Raw genomic sequence first — 12073 nt, forward strand, 5'->3', positions numbered from 1 at the left:
CGCCGCCGCCGAGGCCAGGGCCGTCCCGGCCGCGGCTCCCGCCGCCGCACCCAGGGCGCCGAAGCTGGAGGCGTCGCCGCTGCGCGGCCAGACCGTCAAGATGACCCGGATGCGCAAGGTCATCGGCGACAACATGATGAAGGCGCTGCACACGCAGGCCCAGCTCACCTCCGTGGTCGAGGTGGACATCACCAAGCTGATGCGGCTGCGGGCCCAGGCGAAGGAGTCGTTCGCCGCCCGCGAGGGCGTCAAGCTCTCCCCGATGCCGTTCTTCGTCAAGGCGGCGGCCCAGGCGCTGAAGGCCCACCCGGTCATCAACGCCCGGATCAACGACGACGAGGGCACGATCACCTACTTCGACACCGAGAACATCGGTATCGCGGTGGACTCCGAGAAGGGCCTGATGACTCCGGTCATCAAGGGCGCGGGCGATCTGAACATCGCCGGTATCTCCAAGAAGACCGCGGAGCTGGCGGCGGCCGTCCGGGCCAGCAAGATCACTCCGGACGATCTGGCCGGCGGGACCTTCACCATCAGCAACACCGGTTCGCGCGGTGCGCTGTTCGACACGATCATCGTGCCGCCGAACCAGGCCGCCATCCTGGGCATCGGCGCCACCGTCCGCCGCCCCGTGGTCATCAACCACCCGGACCTCGGCGAGACGATCGCGGTGCGCGACATGACGTATGTCGCCCTCTCCTACGACCACCGCCTGGTGGACGGCGCCGACGCCGCCCGCTATCTGACGGCGGTCAAGGCGATCCTCGAAGCCGGCGAGTTCGAGGTCGAGCTCGGTCTGTAGGGCCCACGGACAGCCCGGCATGAAGCGCCCCGGAGGCGAGCCGGGCCATGCCATCGACATTCCCGCCCCCGCCCGGATTCGCTCCGGGCGGGGGCGTCGTCGTACGGGCCGTGCCAGGGCCGTACCGGTCCGCTCAGGAGCCTTGCCGCCGCCGTAGGAGTCATGCCGCCGTATTGTCTACACATCGACCGCTGCCACCGAGGAGCGCTTCATGGCCCAGCCCGTCGTCCACTCGCTGCGGGAACAGATCCGCGAGCACATCGTGGACGGAATCGTCAGCGGTCGCTGGAAGCCGGGCGAGCGGATCGTGGAGCGGCGGATCGCGACGGAGTTGCAGGTCAGCCAGACGCCGGTGCGCGAGGCACTGCGCGAGCTGGAGAGTCTGCGGCTGATCGAGTCGGCTCCCAACAAGGGCGTACGAGTACGGAATCTGACCGCGGCCGATCTTGAGGAGAGCTATCCGGTACGGGCGGGCCTGGAGCAGATCGCCGCGGAACTCGCGGCCGGGCGGCTCGCCGTGGACTGCTCCGCGCTGGAGCCGCATGTGACGGCGCTGTACGAGGCGGACCGCAACGCGGACGGTACGGCGCAGGTGCGGCACACCGTGGCCTTCCACCGGGAGCTGGTGCGGGCGGCCGGGAACAGCGTGCTGCTGCACACCTGGGAAGGGCTCGGCATCGAGGTGTTCACGGCCCTGTCGATCCGCTGGCTCGGGACCGTACAGCAGTCGTACGCCGAGGAGCACCAGGAACTCGTCGAGGCGTTCCGCCGGCGTGATCCGCGGATCGGCACGCTGGTGAAGGACCATGTGCTCGGATGTGCGCCACGCGCCTGATTCACGGCTTCCGTCATGATTTGCCACCCGTCACTCGGTGCCCCCTCATACGGCACGGAATGCCAATTTCTTCCTGTCGAGAAGTTTTGCCCTTCAACCCTTTGATCGATCATCGATCAGCGACTTACAGTCGGAGCGGGCTGCACCCAGCCCGCTCGCCCTGTCCTGCCAGACAAGGCACTTCTCCACCCCCCTCCTGTCCGGAAGGCGGCGACCATGACCGACCCCGTAGGCAAACTCCCGAGCGAGCTGGACCAGCTCCCGGACCGTGATGCCGAGGAGACCGCCGAGTGGGCGGCCTCGCTCGACGCCGTGACCGAGCACGCCGGCCCGCACCGTGCCGCGTATCTGATGCGGCGTACCCTCCAGCACGCGGGAACGGCCGGGGTCCCTGTGCCGGCGCTGCTGGAGACCGACTATGTGAACACCATCCCGACCGCCGCCGAGCCCGCCTACGACGGCGACGAGGCGATGGAGGCCCGGATCACCGCCTGGAACCGCTGGAACGCGGCGGCGATGGTCACCCGTGGCGCCCGGCTCGGCGTCGGCGGCCATATCGCCACCTTCGCCTCGGCGGCCTGGCTCTACGAGACGGGCTTCAACCACTTCTTCCGCGGCAAGGAGTCCCAGGAGTCTCCCGGCTCGGGCGACCAGCTCTACATCCAGGGCCATGCCTCGCCCGGTATCTACGCCCGCGCCTTCCTCGACGGCCGGCTGACCGAGGCGGATCTGGACAACTTCCGCCAGGAGGCGGGCGGCAAGGGCCTGCCCTCGTATCCGCATCCGCGGCGGCTGCCCTGGCTCTGGGAGTTCCCCACCGTCTCCATGGGCCTCGGCCCGCTCTCGGCGATCTACCAGGCGCGCTTCAACCGCTATCTGGCCAACCGCGGGATCAAGGACACCTCCGCCTCGCACGTCTGGGCCTTCCTCGGCGACGGCGAGATGGACGAGCCCGAGTCGACGGCGGCACTCGCCCTCGCCTCCCGTGAGCAGCTCGACAATCTGACCTTTGTCATCAACTGCAATCTCCAGCGTCTCGACGGACCGGTCCGCGCCAACTTCAAGATCGTGCAGGAGCTGGAGGCCCAGTTCCGGGGCGCCGGCTGGAATGTGATCAAGTCGCTGTGGGGCTCGGCCTGGGACGAGCTGTTCGCGCTGGACACCACGGGCGCGCTGGTACGCCGGCTGCGCCAGGTGCCGGACGCGCAGTTCCAAACGTACGCGACGCGCGATGTCGCCTATATCCGTGAGCACTTCTTCGGTGTCGACCCGGCGCTGATCGAGATGTCGAAGCTGCTGTCCGACGCGAAGATCGCCGAGTGCTTCTTCACCTCGCGCGGCGGCCACGAGGCCCGCAAGGTGTACGCGGCCTACCGCGCGGCGGTCGCGCACAAGGGCGCTCCGACCGTGATCCTGGCGCAGACGGTGAAGGGCTACACGCTCGGCCCGGGCTTCGAGTCGCGCAACGCCAACCACCAGATGAAGAAGCTTTCCGGCGAGCAGTTCCGCGCCATGCGCGATCTGCTGGAGCTGCCGATCCCGGACGCGAAGCTGGCCGAGGGCCTGATGCCGTACGGCCACCCGGGCGCCGGTTCGCCCGAGGTGCGCTATCTCCAGGAGCGCCGCGCGGAGCTGGGCGGTCCCGCACCGGCCCGGCGCGTGCATCCCGTCGTCCTGCCGGAGCCGTCCGACAAGCCCTTCCAGACGGTCTACAAGGGCTCGGGCAAGCAGTCGGTGGCGACCACCATGGCGTTCGTCCGGCTGATGAAGGACCTGATGCGGGACAAGGAGACCGGCAAGCGCTGGGTTCCCATCGTCCCGGACGAGGCCCGCACGTTCGGTATGGAGGCGCTGTTCCCGTCGGCCGGCATCTACTCGCCGCTGGGCCAGACGTACGATCCGGTCGACCGCGACCAGATCATGTACTACAAGGAGGCCAAGGACGGCCAGATCCTCAACGAGGGGATCACCGAGGCCGGTTCGATGGCCGACTTCATCGCCGCGGCGACGTCGTACGCGACGCACGGCGAGCCGATGATCCCGTTCTACATCTTCTACTCGATGTTCGGCTGGCAGCGTACGGGCGACCAGATGTGGCAGCTCGCCGACCAGCTCGGCAAGGGCTTCATCGTCGGCGCCACGGCGGGCCGTACGACTCTGACGGGCGAGGGCCTCCAGCACGCGGACGGCCACTCGCATCTGATCGCGTCCACCAATCCGGCCTCGCTCAACTACGATCCGGCGTTCGCGTACGAGCTGGCCGTGATCGTCAAGGACGGTCTGCGGCGGATGTACGGTCCTGACGCCGAGAACGTCTTCTACTATCTGACGGTCTACAACGAGCCGATGCCGCAGCCCGCGATGCCGGAAGGCGTCGAGGAGGGCATCGTCAAGGGCCTGTACCGCTTCAGGGAGGGCGCTCCGGCGGCGGCCGACGCGCCGCGTACCCAGCTGCTGGCGTCCGGTACGGCGATCCACTGGGCCCTGGAGGCGCAGGAACTGCTCGCCGCCGACTGGGGAGTCACGGCCGATGTCTGGTCCGCGACGTCCTGGGGTGAGCTGCGCAGGGACGCGATGGAGGCCGACGAGGCGCTGCTGCGCGGTGAGGAGCGGGTGCCGTATGTGACGCGCGCGCTCTCCGGCGCGCCGGGGCCCGTGCTGGCCGTCAGTGACTGGATGCGGCAGGTGCCCGACCAGATCAGCCAGTGGGTGGAGCAGGACTACACCTCGCTCGGTACGGACGGCTTCGGTCTCTCCGACACCCGTGAGGCGGCCCGTCGCCACTTCGGCGTCGACGCCCGGTCGATCGTGGTGGCGGCGCTGGCGCAGCTGGCCCGTCGCGGCGAGGTCAAGCCGGAGCGGGTGGTCGAGGCGCGCGAGCGCTACGGCCTCTGACCCGGAAGGCCATTCGGCCGACAACCCCGGACGCGACGCCCCTCCCGTTCACAGGATCCGGGAGGGGCGCCGTCCGTGAGGCCCGCACTCAGCGTGCGAACCGGGGCAGCCACTTGACCTGGTAGTCGGGATGCCCCGCGTGCTCCGCGGCCAACTGCCGTACGACAAAGCCCAGCCCGACGGCCCGCCCGGAGGCGAAGTCGTGCGCCGGACGGTCGATGTCGAGCGCCGCCACCTCCGTGTACTCGTCCAGCAGCACTCTGCTGGTCTCGACACGGCGGAGCGTGTACGCCGGGTCCTGGCGCGCGATGTGCTGGTCGTAACCGCGTGTCCGCACGCTGAACGCGATTCCGCCCGCGCGGTCGTGGACCTCGCCGGGCAGCTCCGGCGGACACCGCCAGCTCTCCCCGCCGGCCTCTCTCGCGATCCGCTCCTCCTCGTCGAGGCGTGCCCGGACGAAGGCCACCAGGTCGGCGTTGTGGTCAGTCATCAGGTTCCGGTCCTTTGCCGTCTCGATCTCGCGCCCGGGCCGGAGCAGTTCACCGCCCGTACGTGATCCATGGGTGATCTATACGGGATCTGCTCCTGTTTGCGCCACTTATCATGGAATCAGGCCACGCCAATTGGCCAACCGCTTCCACGAGTGGCCGAACTGCCCGGCATCATGGAGTCATGCGCGCTGCCCGGCTGATCAAGATGGTGCTCCTCCTCCAGTCCAGACCGTCCATGACCGCTGCCGAGCTGGCCCGGGAGCTGGAGGTCTCCGAGCGGACCATCACGCGTGACGCCCAGGCGCTCTCCGAGGCGGGCGTGCCGGTCTACGCGGACCGTGGCAGGAGCGGCGGCTACCGGCTGATCGGCGGCTACCGTACCCGGCTGACCGGTCTCGCGCGCGGTGAGGCCGAGGCGCTGTTCCTCTCCGGAGTGCCGGGCGCGCTGCGGGAGATGGGACTGGACGACATCTCGTCGGCGGCCCGGCTGAAGGTGTCGGCGGCGCTGCTGCCCTCGCTGCGGGACGCCTCGGACTCGGCGGCGCAGCGCTTCCATCTCGACGCGCCCGGCTGGTACCACGAACCTCAGACACCCGGACTGCTGCCCGCCATCGCCGAGGCGGTGTGGGACGACCGGCTGGTCGACGCCCGCTACCGGCGCAGGGACACCGAGGTGGAGCGGGAGCTGGCGCCGTACGGTCTCGTACTCAAGGCCGGGATCTGGTATCTCTGCGCCGGTACGGAAGGGACGTTCCGGGTCTACAGGATCGACCGGTTCACCGCTGTGGAGCCCAGGAAGGAACGTTTCGTCAGGGATGAGTGCTTCGATCTGCCCACCTTCTGGGAGGAGCAGTCGGCGGAGTTCGCGCGCTCCCTGCTGGCCATCCGGATCGTCGTACGGCTCTCGGCGGACGGCGTCCGCAGGCTGCCGTACATCGTGGACCGCGCCGCCGCTCATGAGGCGATCGCGGCTGCGGAACCGCCGGACGGTGACGGCCTGTTGACGCTCACGCTGCCGGTGGAGTCGGAGGAGGTCGCGTTCTCCCAGCTGCTGACGCTCGGCCCGGACGCGGAGATCCTGGAACCGGCCGCCCTGCGAAGCCGCTTCGCGGAGGCGGCGGAACGGATGCGCGCGCTGTACGGCTGAGAGCGGCGGTCTCGCGTCGGTCCACGCCTCGTGGCTCCACGCCTCATTGTTCCATGCCTCATTGGTCCGCGTCGTGCGCGTACATGGCCGTCATTGGCCGGACGCCATTGGCCGGGCATTGGCGGAGCCGAGGAGTCCGCGTCCGGCAACTCACCTCCATTGGCAGGCTGTTGTAGAGTTCGGCTGTGTCTGGAGACAGCGCCTTGACCGACGGACAACAGCGTCCACGGGATGTGGTCGCGGACGCGCTGCGCCATCACATCTCCGAGGGAGAGCTGCGCGTCGGCGAGCGGATCCCCACACAGGCCGAACTGAGCGAGCAGTACGGAGTCCCGCGCGGCGCCGTCCGCCGAGCCCTGGAGATCCTGGAACACGAAGGCCTGATCAAACGCGCCCAGCAGGGCACACCGGCGACGGTCGCCAGGACCACTCCCGTCGCCGCGCCCGCCGATCCCGCGCCCGGGTCCCGTCCGTCCGACGCGCAGCACGGGCCCGCCGGGAGCGACGTACCCGAACCACGGCGCCATCCGCCACGGCCTGCCGGGGTGTTCCTCGGTGAGCGCGTCGCCCAGTGCTTCCGGCGCCGCCAGGTGACCATCGACGCGTACTGCCTCAACGGCGAGACCTTGGCCTCCGCGCTCGCGGGCCCGCTCGTCACGCTCGGCACCGCGGGCGTACGGAACCCGGAGCGGATCACCGTACGGATCCTGCTGCCGAACGCCGACGATCCGCTGGCGCTCCCCCAGGTCGTCGGAGAGCCCGCGAACACCCGGCCGCGCGAGCGGCTCCGCGAGACCACCGGCCATATCTACGGCTCGCTGCGCCACTCGCTGCGGATGCTCAAGGTCCGCGGCCTGGTGCCCGAGGTCTCCGTCGAGGCGAGAAAGGTCTCGATCAGCCCGACGCAGAAGGTCTACATCCTCAACGGCGAGGAGGTGCTCGCCGGCCATTACCAGGTCCAGTCGCGCCGGGTGGACCTCGACCGGGACGACCCGATCGAGATCTACGACATGCTCGGTGTGGAGGGCATGCTCTTCCGGCACACGGCGGTCGACGACGACCATGTCACCGCGGCCTATGTGGAGCAGACCCAGCAGTGGTTCGACTCGCTGTGGAACACGATCGCCGTGCCTTGGGACTCGTGACGGGACTCCTGGCGGACGGCGACCATCACGCTTGTACCGAGCTTGTACCGAGAGTGCTCAACCCGAGGCGACGAGCAGCAGGATCAGCAGCACCGAGGCCGCGCAGAGCAGATTGACGGTCAGCGCCTCGTCGGCGCGGGCCGCCCGGATCAGCAGGGCGCAGACCAGCACTCCCAGCGTCCCCCGGTGTCCCAGGACCGCCGCCAACTGGGCTCCCGGGCCGAGCAGTTCCACCAGCCATTCCATACGTGTCAGTGCCCCCATGGCATCTCCTCCGATTCCGCTTCTACGTGCGTGGACGGGACACCCTGCGGTTGGCACCCCGTTGGCAGAGAAATGCTGCGGAGAGAAGGCCAATGGTCGGGTATCAGTTCTCCTCCTCATACCCACCGGCAATGGCGGCCATTGACGGGCAGCACGGCCGGCCTGCCCGGCCCACCGGTCACTTCACCGGCCAGCGGCGTGAGTTGACCGGCAGTTGCAGGTATCTGTCGTCCGCTGAACGGGAGTTGTAGCCTCGGCCTTGTGATGCCCACCGAGCGGGGAGGAGGCGACGATCTCCCCCAGTACCGCTCCATCGCGGACGATCTGCGCAACCAGATCCTGGAGGGCCGGCTGCCCGCGGGCCAGACTCTGCCCAAGCAGCATCAGCTCCAGCGGCGCTACGGCGTGGGCCGCGGCACCATCCAGAGCGCCCAGCAGATGCTGCGCGACGAGGGACTCCTGGAGGAGGGCGCGCCCGGCCGGGCCGCCCGCGTTGCCAATCGGACGACCAACCTCCAGCCATTGGCCCACCACATCACCCGTGCCTTCGCCGCCCGGCATGTCACTCTCGATGTCTGGTCGCTGACCACGGAGCAGCTCAGCAAGGCGGTGCAGAACGAGGTCGAGGCCATCAGGGAGGGCCGCCGCCGCGCGCCGGAGTCGATCACCGTACGGGTACTCCTGCCGGACCTGGTGACCGATCATCCCTATCCGCGCCATGTCGACGATCCGGCCGACCGCAGGCCGCTGCTCAGGCTGCGGCATGTGATCCGTACCTACGCCGGCGCGCTGGAGCACTCGCTGACTCTGCTGGCGGAACGCGGGCTGGTCGAACAGGTCTCGGTGGCCATCCGCGGGCTGCCGACGATCCCGGGCGAGAAGCGTTATCTGATCAACGGTACGGAGATGCTGACCGGCTACTACTCGCTGGAGCGCGGCCAGATGCAGAACAATCCGGACGGCGCCTCGCTCGATGTCCTGGAACTGCGCAGCGACGATCTGTTCGCGTCCTCGCTGACCGCGGAAGGGACGAGCGCGCTGGAGCGGGCCCGGTTCGAGCAGGTCGTGCGCTGGTTCGAGTCGCGCTGGGACCAGGTCGCGCGACCGCTGCCCTTGGCCGACGAGCCGGGTTCCCAGATCCGCCGATGAACTGATGAGCTGCGTTCCCGGATCCGCCGATGAGCCGGGTTCTCAAGAAACGCCGGTGATTTGGGCGGCTCCGCGTGCGCGGCCCTCCGCCAAGCACGATGCTTGACCCGTGATGGACGAGACGGAGTTCTGGGAGATCATCGACAGCACCCGCGAGGCCGCCGAGGGAGACCCGGAGGACCACGCGGATCTGCTGGTCGAGCGACTGCTCACGCTCGATCCCGACTCCGTGCTCGACTTCGCGCGCCACTTCGAGTCCCGCTACAACCGCGCCTACCACTGGGATCTGTGGGGCGCCGCCGCCGTGCTGCTGGACGGCGCGAGCGACGACGCCTTCGACTACTTCCGCTGCTGGCTCATCGGCCAGGGCCGCGAGACCTTCGAGGGTGCGGTGCACGAGCCCGACAGCCTCGCGGAGCTCCTGGACGAGTTCGACGAGGACCTCGACGGCGACGGCGAGGAGCTGGGATACGCGGCGGACGAGGCGTACGAACAGCTCACCGGAGTGGTGGCGCCCGATCTGGGGATCCCGCCGCAGACCGCGGAGCCGCAGGGCACACCGCTGGACTTCGAGGACGACACGGCGCTGGCGGAGCGGTTCCCACGGCTCTGGGAGCGCTTCGGAGAGCGGCCGGGCCAGGAGCCGCGGGAGGCAGAAGCAGAAGACGTAGAAGACGTGGAGGAAGTAGAAGAGGTGCGGGAGGAGCAGGAAGGCCGGACGGGCCGGTAGACCGGCGGCGGTCCGCTCCGTCAGGGCGGCCGGCCGCTCCATCGGTGGCCGTCTGCTCCGTCGCGGCTACTCCGTCTGCTCTGTCAGCAGAAGCGCCATGAACACATCGTCGATGTACTGCCCGTCCCGGTAGAACTCGCCCGGCAGGATTCCCTCGACGGCATAGCCCTCCGACTCGTACAGGCTCCGCGCCGCGGTGTTGTGTCCCAGCACCCGCAGCGTGAGCCGCCGTGCGCCCTGGTTGCGCGCGTGCAGCGCCGCCGCGCGCAGCAGGGCGCGCGCCACACCACGGCCGCGCGCCCACTCGTACACCGCGAGGCCCTGTATCTGCCGTACATGCGCGTGAGTGGCGAGCTGCGTGGGCCGCGCCACCCGGATGTATCCGGCGATCCGGTCCTCCGTGCCCTCGATCCCGACCTCGGCGACGAGATAGTCCTCGGGCAGATGCCCGGAGTCGAAGAAAGGAGTGAAGGGAGGCCGCGGTTCCGGTGTCACGGCGTGCATCGGTGACCAGGTCACACGGGACAGTTCGGCCAGGGCCCCGTCGTCCTGGAGGGCGGCCGGACGGATCTGTGGTGCGGACATGGTGCGTCGTACGGACATGGCGCCAACTGTGCCATGGGGCCGCACGGGGCAGGATGGAGCCCATGATGATCGCGGTCACCGGCTCCACCGGGCTCATCGGTACGGCACTTGTACGCTCCCTGCGCGCCGACGGCCATCAGGTCGTACGCCTGGTGCGCCGCCCGTCGCGGACGGGCGACGAGGTGGAGTGGGATCCGTTGCGGCAGTACGTCGACGCGCGCGGTCTGCACGGCTGCGAGGCCGTCGTCCATCTCGCGGGAGCCGGGATCGCCGACCGCCGCTGGACGGAGGCGTACCGGAAGGAGATCCGGGACAGCCGGGTCCTCGGCACGGCCGCCGTCGCGGAGGCCGTCGCCACGCTGGACGAGCGGCCACGGGTGCTGGTGTGCGGCTCCGCCATCGGCTTCTACGGCGACACCGGCGACCACGCGGTCGACGAGGACACACCGCCGGGAGACGGCTTTCTGCCGTCGCTCTGTGTGGAGTGGGAGGAGGCCGCCCGGGCCGCCGAGGAGGCGGGCGTACGGACGGTGTTCGCCAGGACCGGACTGGTGGTCTCCCGCGCGGGCGGCGCCTGGGGACGGCTGTTCCCGATCTTCCGCGCGGGCCTGGGCGGGCGGCTCGGCGGAGGGAACCAGTACTGGAGCTTTATCGCGCTGCACGACGAGGTCGCGGCGCTGCGGCATCTCCTCGACACGGAGACGCTGGAGGGACCGGTGAATCTCACCGCGCCGCAGCCGGTCACCAACCGTGAGGTCACGGCGGCGATGGGACGCGTACTGCGCCGGCCGACGCCGTTCCCGGTCCCGTCGGTGGCGCTGCGGGCGGTGCTCGGCGAACTGTCGCAGGATGTGCTGGGCAGCCAACGGGTGCTCCCGGCGCGTCTGTTGGAGTCGGGCTTCACCTTCGCGTTCCCGACCATTGACGAGGCGATCCGCGCGGCGTAGGCGCCCGTCCCGGACGAGCGGGTCCTCACCGCCCGGAACGGGCGCGCACCCCCCATGCACCGGTGACCCCGGCCACGCGCGTCCGTCACACGGCCCTTCCCTTTCTAGGCTCGTCCGGACCCGACCGGACCGATCGGGACCCGACCGGGACCCGACCGGGACCCGACCGAGCCAATCGGACCCGACCGGGATCCGGGCGGGACCCGGCCGGGACTCAGGCACCACCTGGACACCGCTCGGGCATTCCGGGGCCTGATGACCGCATCAGCAGCCCCACCAGCCGCGCCGACCTCGGGGAGGGGCACGTGCTCAGCACCGCACACCGCTCGACCGCACAGCAGGCGGACGTCGTCATCATCGGAGCAGGAATCGCAGGTCTGTCGGCGGCCCGACATCTGACCAGCTCAGGTGTGCGGGTCAGGGTCCTGGAGGCCGCTCCGCGCGTGGGCGGCCGGATGGCCACCGACGAGGTCGACGGCTTCCGGCTCGACCTCGGCGGACAGCTGCTCACCACCTCGTATCCGGAGCTGCTGCGCACTCCGGGCCTGGACGGTGTGGGGCTGCGGAAGTTCTCGCCGGGCGTACTCGTACACAGCGACGGACGGAATTACCGGACCGGAGCCGTCGGGAGCGCGCGGAGCGCACTGACGGTGGCGCGCGCCCTTGCGAGCGCCCCCCGGCCGCCGCTGGGCGGTACGGTCGACCAGGCCCGTCTGGGCGCCGCGCTGGGCCGTCTCGCGGCGACTCCGACGCGCCGACTGCTGGCCCGTCCCGAACGTACCGCCCTGGAGGCCCTGTCGGGCCGCGGACTGCCCGCCCGTACCGTCAACGGCTTTGTACGCCCGCTGCTGTCCGCGCTGCTCTGCGATCCCGATCTCGGTACGTCCAGCCGCTGCGCCGATCTCGCGCTGCGCGCGTTCGCCCGTGGCCGGATGTTCGTCACGGCGGGCGGCGCCGCCGCGCTGCCCGAGCTGCTGGCCCGGACGCTGCCGGAGGGCACCGTCCAGACGGACGTCTGTGTCACGGACGCGTCCATCAGCGGTGTCACCACCAAGGAGCACGGCGAGATCGGCTGGCGCGCGC

At 69.9% G+C, this 12073-nt stretch carries 11 protein-coding genes and 1 pseudogene; 9 read left to right on the forward strand and 3 right to left on the reverse strand.

Annotated features, from left to right (window positions below):
- The 3 genes from GA0115259_RS05945 to aceE all read left to right on the forward strand — a co-directional run.
- Positions 1 to 802, forward strand: an 802-nt coding sequence (locus GA0115259_RS05945; RefSeq protein ID WP_176732446.1) for a 2-oxo acid dehydrogenase subunit E2, incomplete at its 5' end; no start/stop codon positions are given.
- A 211-nt stretch (positions 803 to 1013) separates the two neighbouring features.
- On the forward strand, positions 1014 to 1637 hold the full coding sequence (locus GA0115259_RS05950; protein ID WP_093591889.1) for a GntR family transcriptional regulator: 624 nt from the start codon (positions 1014 to 1016) through the stop codon (positions 1635 to 1637).
- Between the two features lie 216 nt (positions 1638 to 1853).
- Complete coding sequence (gene aceE, locus GA0115259_RS05955) at positions 1854 to 4532, forward strand: pyruvate dehydrogenase (acetyl-transferring), homodimeric type (protein WP_093591892.1); 2679 nt, start codon at positions 1854 to 1856, stop codon at positions 4530 to 4532.
- An 88-nt stretch (positions 4533 to 4620) separates the two neighbouring features.
- Here the strand turns inward: aceE and GA0115259_RS05960 are convergent, their stop codons facing one another.
- On the reverse strand, positions 4621 to 5022 hold the full coding sequence (locus GA0115259_RS05960) for a DUF6221 family protein (RefSeq protein WP_093591895.1): 402 nt from the start codon (positions 5020 to 5022) through the stop codon (positions 4621 to 4623).
- 182 nt (positions 5023 to 5204) lie between these two features.
- On the opposite strand from GA0115259_RS05960, the gene GA0115259_RS05965 reads away from it, so the two are divergent.
- Together GA0115259_RS05965 and GA0115259_RS05970 are read left to right on the forward strand one after the other, a co-directional pair.
- Positions 5205 to 6170 carry a helix-turn-helix transcriptional regulator gene (locus GA0115259_RS05965; RefSeq protein WP_093591898.1) on the forward strand — a complete coding sequence of 322 codons (966 nt, stop codon included), beginning with the start codon at positions 5205 to 5207 and terminating at the stop codon, positions 6168 to 6170.
- 203 nt (positions 6171 to 6373) lie between these two features.
- Positions 6374 to 7315 carry a winged helix-turn-helix domain-containing protein gene (locus GA0115259_RS05970; protein WP_161230303.1) on the forward strand — a complete coding sequence of 314 codons (942 nt, stop codon included), beginning with the start codon at positions 6374 to 6376 and terminating at the stop codon, positions 7313 to 7315.
- 57 nt (positions 7316 to 7372) lie between these two features.
- Here the strand turns inward: GA0115259_RS05970 and GA0115259_RS05975 are convergent, their stop codons facing one another.
- Entirely contained in the window at positions 7373 to 7579 is a 207-nt protein-coding gene (locus tag GA0115259_RS05975) for a hypothetical protein (protein WP_093591904.1), read from the reverse strand.
- 264 nt (positions 7580 to 7843) lie between these two features.
- On the opposite strand from GA0115259_RS05975, the gene GA0115259_RS05980 reads away from it, so the two are divergent.
- Both GA0115259_RS05980 and GA0115259_RS05985 read left to right on the forward strand, forming a co-directional pair.
- Positions 7844 to 8728 carry a winged helix-turn-helix domain-containing protein gene (locus tag GA0115259_RS05980; protein WP_093591907.1) on the forward strand — a complete coding sequence of 295 codons (885 nt, stop codon included), beginning with the start codon at positions 7844 to 7846 and terminating at the stop codon, positions 8726 to 8728.
- 112 nt (positions 8729 to 8840) lie between these two features.
- Positions 8841 to 9359, forward strand: a pseudogene (locus GA0115259_RS05985) (DUF4240 domain-containing protein); the annotation flags it as partial.
- Between the two features lie 165 nt (positions 9360 to 9524).
- Here the strand turns inward: GA0115259_RS05985 and GA0115259_RS05990 are convergent.
- Positions 9525 to 10061, reverse strand: a complete 537-nt coding sequence (locus GA0115259_RS05990; RefSeq protein ID WP_237539797.1) for a GNAT family N-acetyltransferase — start codon at positions 10059 to 10061, stop codon at positions 9525 to 9527.
- 35 nt (positions 10062 to 10096) lie between these two features.
- On the opposite strand from GA0115259_RS05990, the gene GA0115259_RS05995 reads away from it, so the two are divergent.
- Complete coding sequence (locus GA0115259_RS05995) at positions 10097 to 10990, forward strand: TIGR01777 family oxidoreductase (RefSeq protein WP_093591914.1); 894 nt, start codon at positions 10097 to 10099, stop codon at positions 10988 to 10990.
- Between the two features lie 305 nt (positions 10991 to 11295).
- Positions 11296 to 12073: FAD-dependent oxidoreductase (locus GA0115259_RS06000; protein ID WP_141716465.1), on the forward strand; the 778-nt coding region annotated here is incomplete at its 3' end.

It is taken from the genome of Streptomyces sp. MnatMP-M17, assembly GCF_900091995.1.
GTDB lineage: Bacteria > Actinomycetota > Actinomycetes > Streptomycetales > Streptomycetaceae > Streptomyces.